The following is an 18,464-nucleotide window of genomic DNA, read 5'->3' as shown; positions in this document are numbered from 1 at the left end:
AAAAAGAATGATAGATAACGGACGAAAAAGAATTATCCCCAACGAGGTACTGTTACCCGAAGTAGCACGCCTCATCAGCGAAGGACATACCGTAACCCTGACGGTCAGAGGAAATAGTATGAACCCGTTTCTTGTAGACCGCCGCGACCGTATTATTTTAGGCCCTTTTACCGATGATGATTTACAACCGGGCGTTGCCGTACTTGCCAGAGATACGAACGGACGTATTATCTTCCACCGCATCATCCACCGCAACGGCCAAGAGCTAACATTACTGGGAGACGGTAATATACGAATAACCGAACAGACCAACATAGCCAACGTCATGGGAGTAATGATTGCCGCCATCCGTAAAGAGAAAGAATATCCGTGTAATGACCGTGTCTGGCAGCGCTACTCTTTTTGGTGGATGAAACTGACCCCTGTAAGGCGATGGCTATTGGCAATATTCAGAAGAAGAAAGATTTTTCATCCGCAGATGACGCGGATAACGCAGGATTAAATACTGCGTAACAAAAAATCAGTGTCATCCGCTTCATTTGCAGATGAGAAATTATCACAATAACAACCCCTAATACATACAAACAATGAAAATTAAGAACGGATTTACTTTACATCAGATTGGTGACGAACACATCATCATGCACAACGGTACAGGAAACGTAGATTTCAGCAATATCATCAGCCTGAACCCTACGGCAACCCGCCTTTGGCAACATGTGGAAGGAACAGATTTCAATACCGACACCCTTACCGATTTCCTTACGGAAAACTACGAAGTAGACGCTGAAACCGCAAAGCGGGATGCAGAACAACTGATAAAGAACTGGCTGGAAGCCGGAATCATAGAATAGCATATGCGTCGTACTTTCCTAACCTTGGTACGTTCCGGATTATGGAACACCCCCGTCGACCCAACCCCGTTCAGTAGCATGAACAGTGCCGACTGGGAAGAAATATACCAGCTGGCACGTACCCAAGCCCTTCTCGCCATTACCTTCGACGGAGTGCTCAGTCTGCCGGCAGAACTGCGCCCACCTCGACCGCTCTACCTGCAATGGGCAGCTAAAGTAGTACAAATCGAGCAGTCTAACCTCCGCCTGAATGAAGAACTCCCGGAAGTTTTTATGCCATACCGGGAAGCCGGTCTACACCCTATTCTACTGAAAGGACAAGGCATCGCCACTCACTACATAAACCCATTACACCGTCAATGTGGCGACATCGACGTCTATATCGGAAAGGAAGGACAGCCCATAGCCAACAATATTCTGCTCCGTCACGGTGCAGAGGCAGAAGGAGAAACATCGGACAAACACGCCAGCTATTCATTTCATGGCGTTCATATAGAAAACCATCGTATCATCCTGCGGATTAACAATCCGGCAGGTAACCGGTACTTCCAGCGTCTGATACAGGAATGGTACCCACAGCATGCTGAAACAAGAGAGATACACGAATATCCCGTCAGCCTCCCGCCTGTAACATTCAATGCGCTGTATATCTTCATGCATGCATTCGTCCATTTCCTGAACAGCGGCATCGGCCTTCGCCAGGTTTGCGACTGGACCCGTCTGTTGGCAACACGTCATGAAGATATTGACAAACTTTTGCTGGAAAAGTATTTCCGCAAAGTAGGATTGCTACGTGCCGCAAAAGCTTTCGGATATATCGCCGTACATTATCTGGGTTTGCCGGAAGACAATCTACCCTTCTCCGTCAAAGGTATGGAACGAGCAGGAGAAATCTTACTGGATGATATCTTTGCTACCGGAAACTTCGGTCAGCATGACGCACGCATCAAGCCACGTCCCAAAGGTTATTGGGCCGGAAAATGGCACACTTTCTGCCGGGCAACCAAACGCTGCATGAAGCTGCGAAAGTTTGCTCCCAATGAGGCGTTATGGTATCCGGTGACGCTGATAAAGGGAACAGTAACAATACAAATTAACAAGCTCGCAGCTCGTAACTAACTTATTATGAAGACAGAACAAATAAAGTACATCTGGGAAGTATCTCACGGACAACGGGGACGTATTCTCCTCTCCTGCCTCACAGGTATCATTGGGGTAGCGGTTTCTCTTGCCTTTATTTATGCTTCCAAGGTCGTCATCGACATTGCCACAGGTGCCACCATCGGAAGCCTGCCCAATGCCGCTATCCTTACTATCGCTTTGTTAATCGCCCAACTTCTGTGCGGAGCCATCGACACCTGGCTCAGTGCCCGTATGCAAGTGGAAACTGGAAACGCACTGCGCCACCGCCTATTCTCCCGTCTATTACAAAGCCGTTGGAACGAATTGGAACGCTTCCACACCGGCGATATCGTAAACCGGATGGAACAAGATACCGCCGCTATCGTGGGGGTACTGACCAGTACAATTCCGGCTTTCATAGTTACCATCGTTCAGTTGGTAGCCGCATTCGTATTCTTCTGCTTTCTCGATCCGTCCCTGCCTTGGGTAGTGGTAGGCATTCTACCTATTTTCCTATTGGGTAGCCGCTTCTATATGAAACGAATGCGCCGCTACACCCGTGAAATCCGGCAGAGCGACAGCCGTATCCAATCCGTTATACAAGAAAGCCTGCAACACCGAACCGTCATCAAAACCCTGGAACAAAGCGACCGGCATATCGGAAAACTGGATGATCTGCAAGATGCACTCCGTAGTCAGATATTCGGTCGTACCCGCTTTTCGCTCTCTGCACGTATGCTGGTGGCATTTGCGTTTTCCGGCGGCTATCTTACAGCATTTCTTTGGGGAGCAATACGCCTTAGCACAGGCAGTATCACCTTCGGAACAATGACCGCCTTCCTGCAATTGGTAGGAAAAGTGCAACGACCTGCCCTCGATCTTTCACGCCTGCTGCCTTCCTTTATCAATGCCCTCACCGCCGTAGAGCGACTGATGGAACTGGAAGAACTTCCCCCCGAAGCAAGTGGAACCGCACAACTGTTCCCCCAAACCCCGGACTTACAATTGAAGGATGTCACATTCAGTTATTCAACAGGAGACCGACCTATATTAAAACACTTCTCCTGCAACTTCCCCGCCAGAAGCTGCACTGCCGTATTGGGTGAAACCGGTGCCGGAAAAACTACCCTGATCCGGTTGCTTCTCGCACTCGCCACTCCGCAAGAAGGAAGCATCACCCTTTCGCCTGCAAACACAGCGCAGCCCCCACTCTCAACTCTCAACTTTCAACTCTCAACTCTCGAAGTTTCCCCTCAAACCCGTTCCAACTTCGTCTATGTCCCCCAGGGAAACACTCTTTTCAGCGGTACCATTCACGACAACCTGCTAATGGGTAACCCTCATGCCACCGAAGCCGAAATGCTCCAAGCTCTCCGTACCGCCTGTGCTGACTTCGTTCTCTCTTTACCGGACGGAATAGATACCAACCTCAACGAACAAGGTGGCGGCCTCAGCGAAGGACAAGCCCAGCGTATCGCCATCGCCCGCGCCCTCCTCCGTCCCGGACACATCCTGCTGCTGGACGAAGCTACTTCCGCCCTTGATCCCGAAACGGAACGGCAACTAATAAAAAACCTGCGCAGAGACTGCACAGGCAAAACATTCATCTTCATCACACACCATCCGGCAGTAGCCGAGGCTTGCGAAGCAACTATACAACTTTAAGCATCCATCTTGCATTCATCTCGCCTTCATCTTTAACAGCAAAAGATGCCACCTTTTGCATCACCCCTCGTAATGAACCGGATCATATCAAAGCATCAAACAGGTGATAAGACTATATGCTTCAGCCGTCCGGTCTCTATCTTCGGTCAGAAAGACGCATAGCCATGAAATTAAGAAAGGGAACCATCTCACGATGACTCCCTTTCATTCCTAATTTTAAATTTGCTTTCGCAAAGTTCTCCAGACTTAAAATAGCTTGGCAGGATATTCACCCGCATCCACTAAAGCCTGGATTTTATCTACAACACTTTGACGATCCTCAGGATAAGTCACGCCAAACCATTTGCTTGTAGTATCAAGGACCTCGCATGTAGCGACACCGTCCTGAATCAATTTATCTACCATCAACGGAATGAAGAATTCACTCTTCAGATTCTCCATATTCTTCGGATCGCTCAAGAAGCTCTTGAAGAAATCGCAGCTGTATGCGAAGTAATCGGGAGTAAAGCCCCAGAAGTTCATACTTACCGGAGTAGTTTCGGGAGTAGCCGTCCATTCGCCATTATCATCAATGTATTTCACTTCTCCGTCCATACGTTGAATCTTAGTGCGTTCTACAACAGAAGTCAGCAGATTGTTGGCATCCGTACCGCAAAGGCCGCGAGATACAGTACCGCTATCGCTCAGTGTATTACCAATGCGGAAACCTACCATTGAATATACATTCTTTGAATCTTCGGGCAGTGCAGAAAGGAATTTACCCATTACCTGGAAAGAATCGCGACCATAGAAGTCGTCGCAGTTGATAACGGCAAACGGTTCCTGAATTACATCAGCACCCATCATTACGGCGTGGTTGGTTCCCCAGGGCTTCGTACGACCTCGGGGCAAGTGAAGCCTTCGGGCAGATCGTCGATAGACTGGAACACCAATTCGCACGGGATATGACCTTCGTATTTGGAAATAATTTTATCACGGAAGTCTTTCTCAAAATCCTTACGGATTACGAAAACGAGCTTACCAAATCCGGCGTTAATGGCGTCATAAATTGAATAGTCCATAATAGTTTCGCCATTCGGACCCAGTCCGTCCAATTGCTTTAAGCCACCGTAACGGCTGCCCATTCCGGCTGCCAATAAGAATAAAGTTGGTTTCATACTTAGTTATTATTTAAAAAGGTTAGTGTATCCTTGTTTTGATTACGGGGCAAAATTACAAAAAATAAAGTCAAGAAAGGTAGACAATTGGTTCATATTTTAGCTCTATCGTACAAAACCCGCCATTAGAACGGATAACCGATAGCAAAATGCCATGCCATACCATCTTTAAACTTCGGAATATTATAATATCCCTTCTTACCTGTATCATACGGATCATGCAGTGCCACTCCCCAGTCGAAACGGAATACAAGGAAGTCCAGGTCGTAACGCAGACCGGCACCGGTACCCAAAGCAACCTGTTTCGGGAAATTCTTCAACGTCAGCTGTCCATCAGGACGGTCTTTATCCTTACGCATCAACCAAACATTACCTGCATCGAGGAAGATAGCTCCGTGCAGGTCGCCGAGAATACGGAAGCGGTATTCCACGTTTGCTTCCATACGGATATCGCCCACGTGGTTGATATAGGAATACTTTTTCTCTTTATCGGGTGGATAGCCACCGGGCCCGATACTGCGGGCAGAATAGGCACGGATACTGTTGGCGCCACCAATATAGAACTGTTCGGTATAAGGCGCAGTCGTTGCATTTCCGTAGGACCAGATTACTCCTCCTGCAATACGGGAAGCAATCATCTGGTTCTTGTCTATCCTGTAGTGATAGCGGAATTCCGAATTCAGCTTCAGGAATTGTGCGAAAGGTACTCCCAGCAATTTCTTGTCTTCCTTGCTGAAAGACTGTCCGAATGCCTTATAAATCAAAGAGGTCAGATTACCGGCAGATCCGAATGTAGTCTGCCACCAGATGGGATTACGTACATTGCGAAGAGAAGCGTTATCATAGGTATAGGTATATTCCATCTTGGGAATAAACTGATTACGGAGACTGATGTAAAGAGCCGGGTTCTGAGCCTGTATTTCTTCAAAAGCCGCAGTCGGATTGCGCAACACATTAAATGTCAGTTGGAAGGGCGTGATACTATGTTTCCGGGTAGGCACAGGCTGAAAGTCATACGTGACGTTTCCACCGAAAGCAAGCAGTTTGTAGTACTTGGCACGGTTCATCTGGTCTATGTAGACACGGAAGGTGGTGGAAGCCGGGAAGTCATATTCCTTGGTACCCATCCGGGGGAAGACGATACGTGGGAAGGTAAGTGCAGAAGATAGGCCCAACTCGTAGCTATTCATCAGCGAGCTGCTGTTCTTACCCGTCTGCCATTCATAAGAACCGTTCACTTTCACATTCCAGGTTTCACCACCACCGAAGACGTTGTTCTTCGTTACGGTGAAGGCGGCACCGGGACCGGTCTGGTTATTGCTCTTCATGGTGACATTAAAGTCCAATTCGGCATCATACGGTTTATCCAACATGGCACGGATATTCACATCCAGCGTATCGGAAACGAGTGCCGTATCGCGGGGTGTGTATTGCATCTCCAGATAACGGAAGATGCCCACACTTGCCAGACGCTCCTGGATACGGGTTTGCCGGTATTGGCTATATAGCTTTTCCGGACGACGGCGCATACCTCCCTTGTCCAGTTCCTGGCGTTTCCGTTGGTAACCTTGGTAGTTCAGCCAACGGTGGAGCATATTGGGACGTATCTTCAGTTTATCGTAATAGTGTATCCAGAAAGTCTTGTAGTAAAGACTGTCATTGGGCATTTGTCCTTGCGGACCGTGGAGGTAGAAATTAGTTTTACCTACAAAGAAAGGGCGTTCGGCGTCCTTCGGCATACCGGGAACAGGGATCATGCGCAGACTGACGTGCCCACCGGGAACGAGAGTTGTATCGGCCTGGTAAGTCAGGTAGTCAGGGCGAAAATAGTAATACCCCATATTACGCAGCAAACCGCTGATGCGGGTACGCTCACCATCAAGATCAGTAACATTGAACTGTTCACCCGGACTGATCAGGGAGCGCCGACGACCAAGGTTGATAATCTGCATCGTCGTACTATTGAATCCCCGATAATATACGGTATCAATGAAATACGGGTTACGCATATCGACCGTGTATTGCAATTTAGCTTTCAGACTGTCCTTAGGATTAACGAAAGTTTGATAACTTACCGTGCCATTGAAGTACCCATAATCATGCAGGATATTCGTCGCTACTTTCTGCCGGATGTCCGGATTAACGGAAGATATGAGTACGGGAGTGGCGGCAAAGCGATTGAATATCCACTTACCAAAACCTTTTTTGTACTTCGCAAAACCATTATACACCCACAGTCCGAATGGAAAAGGGATGCGGTATTCGGAGCTACCGAGCAGGGAGTTATTGGGAGCTTTGGCAAGGGCGGCTTCTACTTCTTCCATAGCAGTCTCGCCTACCTTGGTATCAGAGCGGTTCTCTACAATCATCGGCTTCTGACCGGTGTAGAGCACTTCGCCTTCGGGCAGGTGCTTAGTAGTGGAGCAGGCTGCCAGAAGCAGGGTTGCAAGGAGGATGTATACGAGTTTCTTCATTTTGATTCTTTAAATTGCGCTATTGTTATTTCTTTTACACTATTCGCTCACAGGTTCTACTTTCTTCTTTCTCTTGAATATGAACAGCTCACTCAGGCGGTCCATCTTACGGCGAAGCACAAGGCCGACACCTGTCTCGGTTATCTCACCATCGAGCACACTTTCATAGTTTTTGTTGTGGAACACGCGGACATAGCGTGTACCGCTATTGTCCAAACGATATTCCAAAGAAATATTATCGATGAATGATTCTACGTCATTCGTTGCATTAGCGCCACTGGATACTTTTCCACCGATTACAATCTGTATACGATCATTGAAGAAACGCTGAGAGTAGCGGAAACTATAGTCCGTCTGTTTATCACCCGTTTCAGCAGCGGTACGGTCTTCAATGCCTACACTGAGAGAAGCGTTCTTCAGATTTCCGGTCAGCGCATTAATCTGACTTTGCAGCACGCTGTTCAGTGCGGAACCCATAGTTAAGCCACCACCTTTTCCGCTGTTATAAAGATACATACCTGTGGCAAGCATGGTAATGGCTTGCTTGCTTCGTTCATCGGCACTCATTCCTGCCAGTTCGCCCTGTACGGTAGCATCATCGGGAGCACTCAGATTAAAGCTTAAATCAGGGTTCTCCAAACGGTTCTTGATGCTGATGGAAACGTCGAAGTTCACCATGCGCGAACCGCCGTCATCGCCATCGGATACAGAAGCGCGGACACGTTCCGTAGCAGTCAGGTTGAGTGAAGGGTTCATCGGATTACCCGTCCAGTCCACATAACTTCCATTGACAAACTGGAACTCTTTCAACGGGATAACGGGCAGGGCATATTTCATCATACCACCTATCAACGTATAGCGACCGGACAATGTGAGATCTCCTTGCGGAGTATATTGCAGATTCAGGTCACCTCCACCTTCCAGTTCCACACGACTACTGCGGTCGGGGCTAAGATCAGCACGCAAACGTACGGCATCATCGATGTGCACAGACATCAACATATCCATACCGCCGAGCGACATGGTGGGGACCTCAGTTGCCTGCACCGAAGTAGTATCCGTAAAGGAAGTGAACGTGACAAGTTCACCCAAACGGTCTTCTACAGTCAGAGGAGAGTCAGTCAACACATAGGTCACATCTGTGTTACCCAGCAGATTCATGTTTCCACGCATAGTCAGTCCATCCAGCGGACCACGTACAGTGGCATTTAAATCTACAAAGATTTTGCCGTAAATCATACTTTCCTTGGTACGGGGAGCATCAAGCAAAGTGTAGTTCTGTGCACGCAGGTTCAACTTCGCTGTCGGATTTTCCATATTGCGGAAGTCTACGTTCCCGTCTATCGTAAAGGGATTCCGGCTGGTGGTGTATATGGCAAACTTATTAAAGATAAGTTGATTATTCTCTATCTTCAACGGACGATTGTCAAACCAGTAACGTGCACCTGCCTGACGGGCATAGACGGACACACTGTCCAATGAGAGGTCACCGCTCAGTTTAGGCTTCTCCATGGCACCGCTGATATAGAGTCCGCCGTCGATGTCACCGGTAAAGGCAACTACCTGGTCGGGCATGAAAGCATTGGCAAGCGAGAGTGGGAAATGCTCAAAAGTAGTGTTGACTTCAACCGAATCGCGCCCGTTCTTCTGGGTCAAGACGGCATCAGCGGTCATTACCTCCTGATCTCCCGACCGGAAATAGGCATTCAGATAGTGTGTACCTTTATCACCCGGAAGCCAAGTGGCACCCAATCCGATGTTACCTACCGGCTGGCGTTCGTAAGTCAGCTTTTCCACACCGGCCTCAGCGGAAACTTGCAGTGAGGTTGCGGTCTGTATATAGTTGGCTTCTGCCGAGAAAAGTCCCGTGATGCGGGGCATATATGGCAGAATACCGCTCAGTTTATCCAGGCGGAAACGTATGAGTTCCAAATTGATATTCTGCAAGGAAACGGTGTCGGAACGGTCGGACTGCATGCGGAAGCAAAGTCCATCGTCGCTATCCATATCCACATTGGCATAAACGCGCATATTCTTATGCAAGTAAATCCAGTCTCTGTTATCTACAAAGCGGAACTTCTGGAAAGCAATAATAGGCTCGGCAGGTGTCAAACGGAAGGCAATACCATTACCCCTACCCCGGCCCTCTATCAAAGGACGGGCATTGATACCCAGATCGAGTCCGGTATCTCCCTTCGCATCCACATAATTCAAGGTCAGTTCGGCATCTTCATTACGGATTTCACCCGTCAGTGTACTGCGGAAGACAAACTGCGGGTTCTTTGGACCATTAATGACACCACCCTGCAACTTCATGCGTGCAGTATCTTGGCTGATAGCGAAGAAAATAGTATCCAGTTGCAGGGAGTCCATACGCAAACCATGTATAGCAGTACGCCCATTGATACCTCGTCGGGGGGTAGTGCCGAAACGCAACACAAAATCATCAAAAGAAATATCCTTAGTTGCCAGGAAATAACTGACAGGGTTCTGTTTACCGGCTTTCAGTTGCATACCGGCTGAAGGCAGTGCTTTCCGTAATTCTACATGATCGAGTTGCTTCAATTCTATCTGCTTGGTAAGAAGCGTAGAAAAGGCAGTACCTTGTTCCAGCAATTTCTTCAGTGTGCTGCGGGCACGGAACTGAAAGTCGAGGTCTCCTGCATCCATGCTCATCTTGATAGAGTCATGGCGTGCTTCGGCACCGAGAGTGAAAGCGAAAGGATGCTTCAACGGCTTGGGAGAAATTCCTAACTCATGTAAACCGACATTCTCCACATTCATAGCCACCTTGCCATCCAGGTATTTACGATCAAGGCGCATATCGGCATCCGCCTGCATTTTCAGCAGGGCATTGTCGCTCGTCATGTGTACAGTGGCTAGAGCGGATTTCAATCCGGCTGTCAGGTCAATACCGGAAATATTCCAGTGTCCGTATTGTAATTCGCCGAGAGAAGCTTGTACAGCAGCCACGGTACGGTGGTTGGCGGGATCGAATCCTTTTCCTTTAGCGGCAACCTTAGCCGAAAGGGTATAGATAGAATCTTTAGGTAAGAAGTGGTGTACTTGCAAGGCGTCCACATGAAGGTCTGCCTGATAAGCTTCAGTGGCAGTGTTATAGTGCGCCAACAAGTTCAATAGCCCTTCACGTTCTTTCAACTTAAGCGTAGCATCATACTTAGGTCCATCCATGCCAAGACGTGCTGCCAAATGCATACTGTCCGGCACTACTATGGAGCCATCCGGGGTGACGCCTGTCAGTCCGGTAAGGAAATTCAGATTTTGTGTCCGGATATCGAAGTCAATGCTTCCGTTGCGCGTCAGACTGTCGGTAAGATTCCAAATTTCACCACCACCATTCAAGGTAAAAGCACCCGGCAGATCGATGTTGAAGCGGGAAATCTGCATCTGCTTAAAGTTACCTTCCGTACCGGCACGGATAGTAAGGGGGCGGAAAGGATATGCATCCTTGAATGTATCAGGTAAATCACCTGCAAAGAGCATCACATCCTGCTTGCCGATGCGGGCATTGAAACGAGCGGAGAGTCGTCCGGAAGTAGGAATTTCCACCAGTTCCCAATAAGTCTGGGCAGTGAAATCCATTTCACTGTGTGGGGTAAGTAATTTTAAGGAAGGCACCTGAATGACTGTGGAATCAGCATATACCCTTCCCGTCAGTGAAGTGACGCTCAGACCGGAACGCTCGTTCATGGAGAATTCCCGGATAACGGCATTGATATTCCGTCCATGATAAAGCACGGAGTCCACCCCAATATGAATATCCCGCAAGGCGATGTGCGAAGCATCAAATCCGGGAGCAGGTTTCACACCGGTGCTATCAGTAGCCGCAAGACTACCGGTATCTATCAGGCTATTAATGACACTGAGCAATTGGCTGCCCGTGTCATAGTTCACCGTAGTACTGCTCAATTCAAATTTCTTCAGACCGTACATCTGTCCGCCCAAGTCAGCAACCGCATCATCTACCTCTGCATCACCCAGACGGGCAGCAAGACGCATGGAATCCAACGGCATTTGCAAATCAACGGAAACGTTTTTCAGTGCCAACTTGTGCAAGGCTACTTTCCAATTAAGGGCGGTAGTCGCAGTGTCCGGTTCGGCAGTGGTAGTATCGTTCATCACAACGAGCATATGAGTATCACTCAATTCCACACGATTGATGACGACATCCTCTTTCTTCAGGTCTATGCCATGGCTTTCAAGGAAGAAACGTCCCAATACACCACGTATGCGGATCCCCTCTATCAGATCGGCAGAGTTCAGGAAAACTCCGTTCACGGTTACCTCATCCACTTCTACTTGTCCACGTATCAACGGCCATGCCTGCACGCGCACGTTCAGGCTTTCCAGGGTTAGCAAAGTATCAGGAGTTTGTTTCACGGCAAGAGAGTCACCGGGAGCTGAGGATATTTGTTTATCTGCCTGTATAGGCTGAATGACCTGCACACCACGTACCAAAAGGTTCAGCGGAAAGCGGAGGTCAATGCGTTCAACAGATATATCCATACCCGTTGCCTCGGATGCGATGGCAGTAGCTTGCTTCCGTATCAGGTTCTGTACGGGAGGGATATAAAGCAATACCATCAATATTGCAAATAATATGATAGGGGTAAGTAGTATCCACACTACCCATTTTAACCATTTTCTTCTCATTAGGACGTCAATCGATAGTCAGTGTTTAAATCGTTACAAAGTAAACAAATTCCAACGACATTTGGTTGATGCAGAAGACAAAAAGGCTATTTATTCCACTATCCGGTACTTTATACCGCGAGGGTCGTTGCCAATATTCAACGCCCGTCTGAAAATTACTTCACTTTCTCACGTACCCACTAACGACAGTCAGACGGTGTCATACCGTACATATGAGTGAAGGTTTTCAGGCATGATCAAGGGCATGTTCAAGATCATGAAAGAGACACTACTCACAAAATTTCCCTTTGCACATATTTTTCAATATTTATCCTTGCTGTTTATCAATAAATCCCCTACCTTTGCTTCCATCAAATAGATATGACAAGTATGTTCCGGCAATCAACAAACAGGCTCACGGTGTGGCTATTCGCCCTCTGCCTCCTCTTTCCTTTCAGCAAATTGTCTTCTGCATGGCGTAATACAGCCACGCAGGATAAGGCTTTTTCAATTTCAGCTGTATCAAAAGCATCTTCTGACAGCATAATGCCTGAACGCCTTACGTTTCCCGATTCCGTGGCACTTGCAGCACCCGAAGCTGCCGGAAGGAGCGTTTCTTCTCTTGTAGCTTACTTGAAACAGCATCTCAGCACAGACGACCAACTGGCACGCGCCATCTACACCTGGGTTTCAAGAAATATTAAATACAATGTGTACATAACCTATACTTCTCGCAACGAGGAAGCGGATGAGACGAAAGAAATACAAAAAATATTATCCGAACGCAAAGGTATTTGCCAGGATTATGCGTTACTTTTTAAAGCACTGGTGAAGGAAGCGGGAATGGATGCTTATGTTATTGATGGCTATAACCGCAGGGACGGTGCCTTACTGCCCGACCCACATGAATGGTGCGCAGCCAAAGTAAGTGGGAAATGGTATATGTTTGACCCTACATGGGGCGCCGGATTTGTGGAAAACTACCAGTTCATTCCTTCCCCGAATCATCGTTTCTGCAAGCTGTTACCGGATACATTACTGAAAACACACATGCCTTTCGATCCGATGTTCCAGTTCCGCGAACGTCCACTGAGCTATGAAGAGTTTGATACAGGAGTTGTAGATGAACAACGCTCAGTACCGGTGTTCTATTGGGCGGATACATTGGCGCTATATGCACGGCAGGATACACTGGAAAGGCTGGTAAGTGTCAGACAACGCATGTTATCGAACGGACGAAGTAATGATTTGGTTTATTATATGCTGGAACTTACGAGTAACAACATCCGCATCGCCGGCTACCAGAAGATTCTGAATGCTTACAATATGGCAATGGATTTACAGGGAAAAGCTACGGACGCCATCAATGAATTCGTCCGTTACCGGAATAAGGCATTTGAGCCCCTGAAACCGGATGCAGAAATTCAGGCGATGGTAGATGTCCCTGAGGAATTGATAAACCGGGCAGATAGTGCGCTCAATAGCATCCGCACCGCACCGGAAAGATATAGGGAACCTATCCTGAAATTACGGGATCAGATAATGGAAGTGGCAACAACCGTATATAAACATAAACTTTTTCTGAGGCAGTACTTTAAGCTACCGGTCAAGCAGAGGAAAGGGATGTTTAAGCAGACGAAATAAAAAGGAAGGCTTGTTCAAGTATATCTTCTATCAGATTTAGAGCAGCAAGCGATTTCTCTTTTATTTTTTCATCAAAAGGTACTCCACGTGAGGCTTCAAGCTCTTTCAATAAAGTAACAAGATCATTGGCTCCCAACAGAGTAAACAAAGGAAGCATCTTATGGCCCATAGCGGCAATGCCATCTGTGTCTTCTGTTTCCAATGCCTGTCGCAAGCGGTCAACATTCAGGCGTGTTTCTGTGACGAAACTTTCCAGTATGGATTTTGCCGCATCCGGATCATCACCGGAAAAAGCGGTAAGGGCGGAAAAATTCAAGGTAGAAGAAGGGGCGGCATCAACAGTAGCAATATCTGCTTGCAGCACACCAATCTCTGCAAGCAATTCATTCACCGTAAACGGCTTATGCAGACTTCCGGCAAAACCATGTTGCAGAAACTCCTCACGCTTCATATCACTACGGGCGGTAACGGCAATCACCGGAATTGTCTTGGCTTGCGGGATATTCGAAGCACGCAGCAGCCTCAGCAAATCGAAACCATTCATGGCAGGCATTTGCACATCGGTCAGCAGCACATCGAAAATATCAGTACGGAGGGCTTCCAAAAGTTCATCCAGTTGCAGGCAGGTTACGGAAGTAATACCACTCTGTGCAAGCATGGCGGCAGTGAGAGTAAGCTGAATGCGGTCATCATCAATCAAGAGAATATGTAATGCGGGTATCTGAGTTTGTGAGTCCTCACTTGGTTGTTCATTCAAGGCGGAAGTGTCATTATCCAATGCCACCGGATACAGAGGTACCCGTAACGTGAATGTGCTCCCCTTTCCGAGTACGCTATCCACCTCAATACGTCCCTCCAGCAGTTGCACCAGCATACGAACAATGGACAGTCCCAGTCCGAATCCCTCCTCTCCCTGTGCTCCGGGCAGACGGGTGAATTCCTGGAAAATACGCTCACGGTCACCAGGATCCATCCCCTTTCCCGTATCGATAACAGAGAGTTTCAAATGGTTACCGGGAAAAACGGAATCGCCTTTCGGCACAAAAGAGGCGGTCAGGGTAATGCCGCCCTCTGAAGTAAACTTCACTGCATTAGAGAGCAGGTTATTGACAATCTGGCGTAAGCGCAATGGATCACTGATAAAAGCTCCTTTCAGTTCCGGATCTATCTCACACTTCAAAGACAATCCTTTGGCAGAAGTCAGTGGTTCGAAACTGACATAGATTTCTTCCAGCAAGCGTGCGGGATGGAAAGTAACACGATTTATCTCAGCTTTATTCAAGTCGAGGCGATGGAAGTCGAGCAAGTCGGTAACGAGCTTCAGCAGGTGTTCCGAAGAAGTTTTCATGTTGTCGAGATAGAAGCGTTGCCTTCCGTCAACGGTGAGCCGGGAGAGCAAGTCAGCATATCCCATAATGGAACCCAAGGGAGCCTTGAAATCGTGGGTAATGGCAAGCATCAACTTTTCGCGGGAGGCAAGCAACTCTTCGGCAAAACGATTGGCTTCTTCCAATTGACGCCGATAACGGTTACTACGGGTGACATCCCGCCAGATCATGACAAGAAAGATAACTGACAGCACAACAGCCCCGGCAGCAATACCCGAAATAATCGTTGCAGAACGATGCCGAACAGCTTTCTGATACTCAGCCTCTTCGCGGGCACGCATCAGGGTTTCCTGTTCATATCCTTTCAAAAGACTGTCGATACGAGCACTCAGTGCATGATCAAGACGTTGCAAAGTTCGCTTACGACGCTGCATCACACTATTGGTAGCCCTCTTCTGTTGGGCAACAGTGCGCAGCTTCGCGTGCAGGGAATCAACCGGATTATAAGCATCGAGTACAGTATCCGTAGCAACTTCAAGGGTTGTTTGCACCTGAACAGCTGAATCTTTGCGTGGTGGGACGAAGACTTCTCCCAAACGGCGGAAGAAACTTTTCTTCTTGGGTTGTGTCACAACCGTATCGCGACGGGCAATAACCCGGCGTTGTACACGTTGTTGGGTGATAATAGTATCCTGTTCGGCAATAATCTGTTCCACTTCACGGGCTGAAATCATGCTGTCATTGGCTTCGCTCAGTGTACGCAGCAGGCGGACGGTATTAGCATCCTTCTCTCTCAAAAGCCCTATCAGACTGTCCGTACGCAGAATATCACTATTATCCGAACTCATAAGATTCTCCATTTCCCGGTGCACGAAGAACAGGGAATAAAGCAAGACTGCCAGCAGGACAGCATAACCGGCAGCTATCTTCTTCTTGGAGACATTATTCATTTATCTTTCGTTTTATAGCGGAAACGCAACCAGAGCATAATACCCGCACTAGTCAGTCCGAACGGGAAGGCCATCCATACACCGACCGTACCCCAGCCCAGCACGAAACCGCATAAGTATCCTACAGGCAAAGATATAACAAAATAAGAAATAAATGCAATGAACATCATCGGTTTTACGTCGGCAATACCACGCAGGGCATTGGCAAAGCTGATTTGCAGTCCGTCACCAAACTGATAAACCAGGAATGGAAGGAACAAAGAAGATACCATGGCAGAAACCTCCACGCTATCCGTAAACCAGCCCCCGACCTGATTGCGCAACAGAAACACGATACTCAGAAGCACCACCGCCATTGCCAAGATGAGATGATAGCCGGCATATGCCGAACGGCGGACATTCACCATATCGTTCTGCCCCTTGAAGTTACTGACGCGAACGGCAATCGCCGCCCCCATCCCATAAAACATCATAAAGGTAAACTGAGAAATGGTGAGCATAATCTGATGTGAAGCCAAAGCAATAGTTCCCAGCCAACCGACCATAATCGTGCTGAGACTGAATGAAGCCGTCTCCATGCCCATCTGCAAACCGACAGGCCACCCAAGTCCATTCAATTTCCTGAACATCTGTTTCGACCATCCCAAGCGGAAGAACCCTACTTTATATCTCAGGAACCTCCGACTACGAAAAACAATCAATGCAAAAGCAATAACCATGACGATGCGTGAGAACAGGGTACTGATACCCGCACCGAGCAATCCCCATTCCGGGAAACCGAACTTTCCGTAAATCAGCACATAATTGCCGACAATATTCAGCGCATTTCCACCAAGAAGCACCCACATAGCAGTCTGCGTTTGAGTAATGCCATCCGTAAATTGCTTAAAGCCATTGAACAGCATGACAAATACCAGGGATGCAAGTAGAACCAGAAAATAAGGTTTTATCAAGGGAATCAGTTCCTCGGGTTGTCCCATGTATTCCACACAGAAATAGACGACAGTCATAATAAGCGTCAGCAACAATGCTACCAACACATTGGCAAGCAGACTTGAGCGCAAAGCTTGTCCAGCCTCCATGAAACGACGGTTACCGTAGAACTCACCCACCACAGGCGTCAGTCCATAAGAGAAACCGGTACTGAAAATAATGCAAAGTGTAAAAAGATTGTTGGTGAAAGAAGCGGCAGCCAACTCGGCCGTGCTGTGATGTCCCACCATCAAGGTATCGGCAAATCCAAGAACAATGACTCCCATTTGACCGATAACAATGGGAAGTCCTAAGTAAAAGAGGGCTTTATAATGCCCCTTGTATGTAGCAATTAATCTATTCATTTATCTTTCTCATAATATAATACCACCGAGTTTTCCTCACGAAAAGTCTCTTGTGCAACTGTCTTCAGACGTTCTGCCGTCACTGCGCGATACCGTTCTACCTCACGGTCTATATCCTCCGCTTGCCCGGTCAGTTCGAACCATGCCAGATTTGTAGCTACATTCAGGTAATTGATATTCCCGAATATCTGGGTGGATTCAAACTTATTCTTTACTTTCTCCAATTCCTGTTCTTCTATCGCCACTTGCTGCAACTCCTGCAACTCTTTACGTACAGCGGTCTCAGCCTGTTCCAGTGAGACTCCGGCTGACGGTTTTCCACTGATATGCAGCAATCCCGCATCACGCGTTCCCGAAATATAAGCATCTATACCGGAGAACAATTTCTGTTCCTGCACCAACCGACGGTTCAAGCGACTGGAGCGTCCGTTACTAAGGATATCTGAAAGAATATCAAAAGCATAGTAATCAGGATGCTCGCGACTACACATATGAAAAGCCATAAACAGCGCATCCAAGGGAACAGGACGTTTCACTACCTGTCTGCGTTCCTGCGTCTGTACGGGTTCCTGCGGCAATTGTCGCACAGGCACATTCCTGTGGGGAATCGGGCCGAACCATTTTTCTGTCAATCGAACAGCTTCTTCCCATGATATATTTCCGGTAACGGCAAGCACGGCATTATTAGGTGCATAAAAGCGGTAAAAGAATGATTTCACTTCCTCCAGTGTAGCTTGTTCGATGTGCGATAAATCCTTCCCGATGGTAGGCCAGCGGTATGGATGCACCTCATAAGCCAACGGACGGATAAGATGTCCCACATCTCCGTAAGGCTGGTTCAGACAACGCTGTTTGAACTCCTCCATGACCACACCGCGCTGCACTTCAAGGCTTTGTTCACTGAATGCCAGTTCCAACATACGGTCGGACTCCAGCCAGAAGCCGATCTCTACATTCGACTTGGGGACGGTGAGGTAATAGTTCGTAATGTCATTGTTCGTCCAAGCATTGTTTTCGCCACCTGCCGACTGCAAAGGAGCATCATAGTCGGGTATATTCACAGAACCGCCAAACATCAGATGTTCAAACAGATGGGCAAAGCCGGTATGTTCGGGATCTTCGTCCCGGGCACCTACATCATAGACGATGTTCAGTGCTACCATCTGAGTACTGAGATCCTGGTAATGCACCAGTCGCAGACCATTAGGGAGAATATGTTTATTGATTTTCATAAAATAGAGATTGTAACTTATCGGAGAAAGGAATTTCTTTCTTTTCGG

Annotated in this window: 10 protein-coding genes and 1 pseudogene; 5 read left to right on the top strand and 6 right to left on the bottom strand. The window is 47.8% G+C overall.

Features of this window, described 5'->3' with window-relative positions; all coding sequences use genetic code 11:
* Positions 1-7: 7 nt before the first annotated feature.
* From BACCELL_RS01055 to BACCELL_RS01040, 4 genes are all read left to right on the top strand, one after another.
* Positions 8-502: a S24/S26 family peptidase gene (locus tag BACCELL_RS01055; RefSeq protein WP_022209262.1), complete on the top strand. Its 495-nt coding sequence runs from the start codon at positions 8-10 to the stop codon at positions 500-502.
* An 85-nt stretch (positions 503-587) separates the two neighbouring features.
* Positions 588-854: a PqqD family protein gene (locus BACCELL_RS01050; RefSeq protein WP_007209623.1), complete on the top strand. Its 267-nt coding sequence runs from the start codon at positions 588-590 to the stop codon at positions 852-854.
* Between the two features lie 3 nt (positions 855-857).
* On the top strand, positions 858-1,973 hold the full coding sequence (locus BACCELL_RS01045; protein ID WP_044153135.1) for a nucleotidyltransferase domain-containing protein: 1,116 nt from the start codon (positions 858-860) through the stop codon (positions 1,971-1,973).
* Positions 1,974-1,979: 6 nt separating this feature from the next.
* Complete coding sequence (locus BACCELL_RS01040; protein WP_007209621.1) at positions 1,980-3,641, top strand: ABC transporter ATP-binding protein; 1,662 nt, start codon at positions 1,980-1,982, stop codon at positions 3,639-3,641.
* A 246-nt stretch (positions 3,642-3,887) separates the two neighbouring features.
* Here the strand turns inward: BACCELL_RS01040 and BACCELL_RS01035 are convergent.
* From BACCELL_RS01035 to BACCELL_RS01025, 3 genes and pseudogenes are all read right to left on the bottom strand, one after another.
* Positions 3,888-4,798, bottom strand: a pseudogene (locus tag BACCELL_RS01035) (nucleotidyltransferase family protein).
* A 125-nt stretch (positions 4,799-4,923) separates the two neighbouring features.
* Entirely contained in the window at positions 4,924-7,272 is a 2,349-nt protein-coding gene (gene tamL / locus BACCELL_RS01030; RefSeq protein WP_007209618.1) for a translocation and assembly module lipoprotein TamL, read from the bottom strand.
* A 39-nt stretch (positions 7,273-7,311) separates the two neighbouring features.
* Positions 7,312-11,946, bottom strand: a complete 4,635-nt coding sequence (locus BACCELL_RS01025; protein ID WP_007209617.1) for a translocation/assembly module TamB domain-containing protein — start codon at positions 11,944-11,946, stop codon at positions 7,312-7,314.
* A gap of 360 nt (positions 11,947-12,306) precedes the next feature.
* Between BACCELL_RS01025 and BACCELL_RS01020 the strand changes: the two genes are divergently transcribed.
* Positions 12,307-13,569, top strand: coding sequence for a transglutaminase domain-containing protein (locus BACCELL_RS01020; protein ID WP_236100754.1), 1,263 nt, complete (start codon positions 12,307-12,309; stop codon positions 13,567-13,569).
* Here BACCELL_RS01020 and BACCELL_RS01015 read toward each other — a convergent pair.
* The 3 genes from BACCELL_RS01015 to BACCELL_RS01005 are packed head-to-tail and all read right to left on the bottom strand — an operon-like array spanning position 13,553 to position 18,416.
* On the bottom strand, positions 13,553-15,847 hold the full coding sequence (locus tag BACCELL_RS01015) for a hybrid sensor histidine kinase/response regulator (RefSeq protein WP_007209614.1): 2,295 nt from the start codon (positions 15,845-15,847) through the stop codon (positions 13,553-13,555). The two genes, BACCELL_RS01020 and BACCELL_RS01015, sit on opposite strands and share 17 nt — an antisense overlap.
* Positions 15,844-17,184 carry an MATE family efflux transporter gene (locus BACCELL_RS01010; RefSeq protein WP_007209613.1) on the bottom strand — a complete coding sequence of 447 codons (1,341 nt, stop codon included), beginning with the start codon at positions 17,182-17,184 and terminating at the stop codon, positions 15,844-15,846. The genes BACCELL_RS01015 and BACCELL_RS01010 overlap by 4 nt, the downstream gene beginning before the upstream one ends.
* Positions 17,181-18,416, bottom strand: coding sequence for a M16 family metallopeptidase (locus tag BACCELL_RS01005; protein WP_044153134.1), 1,236 nt, complete (start codon positions 18,414-18,416; stop codon positions 17,181-17,183). Before BACCELL_RS01005 ends, BACCELL_RS01010 begins: the two co-directional genes overlap by 4 nt.
* Between the last annotated feature and the right edge of the window lie 48 nt (positions 18,417-18,464).

The organism is Bacteroides cellulosilyticus DSM 14838, from assembly GCF_000158035.1.
In the GTDB taxonomy this organism is placed as follows: domain Bacteria; phylum Bacteroidota; class Bacteroidia; order Bacteroidales; family Bacteroidaceae; genus Bacteroides; species Bacteroides cellulosilyticus.
Note: the sequence above shows the minus strand (reverse complement) of the source record. Positions and strands in the feature narration are given on the sequence as shown.

Excerpts from the sequence above, each read along its gene's own strand:
- BACCELL_RS01055 (WP_022209262.1), top strand. The coding sequence starts at position 8 with ATGATAGATAACGGACGAAAAAGAATTATCCCCAACGAGGTACTGTTA.
- BACCELL_RS01050 (WP_007209623.1), top strand. The coding sequence starts at position 588 with ATGAAAATTAAGAACGGATTTACTTTACATCAGATTGGTGACGAACAC.
- BACCELL_RS01045 (WP_044153135.1), top strand. The coding sequence starts at position 858 with ATGCGTCGTACTTTCCTAACCTTGGTACGTTCCGGATTATGGAACACC.
- BACCELL_RS01040 (WP_007209621.1), top strand. The coding sequence starts at position 1,980 with ATGAAGACAGAACAAATAAAGTACATCTGGGAAGTATCTCACGGACAA.
- tamL (WP_007209618.1), bottom strand. The coding sequence starts at position 7,272 with ATGAAGAAACTCGTATACATCCTCCTTGCAACCCTGCTTCTGGCAGCC.
- BACCELL_RS01025 (WP_007209617.1), bottom strand. The coding sequence starts at position 11,946 with ATGAGAAGAAAATGGTTAAAATGGGTAGTGTGGATACTACTTACCCCT.
- BACCELL_RS01020 (WP_236100754.1), top strand. The coding sequence starts at position 12,307 with ATGACAAGTATGTTCCGGCAATCAACAAACAGGCTCACGGTGTGGCTA.
- BACCELL_RS01015 (WP_007209614.1), bottom strand. The coding sequence starts at position 15,847 with ATGAATAATGTCTCCAAGAAGAAGATAGCTGCCGGTTATGCTGTCCTG.
- BACCELL_RS01010 (WP_007209613.1), bottom strand. The coding sequence starts at position 17,184 with ATGAATAGATTAATTGCTACATACAAGGGGCATTATAAAGCCCTCTTT.
- BACCELL_RS01005 (WP_044153134.1), bottom strand. The coding sequence starts at position 18,416 with ATGAAAATCAATAAACATATTCTCCCTAATGGTCTGCGACTGGTGCAT.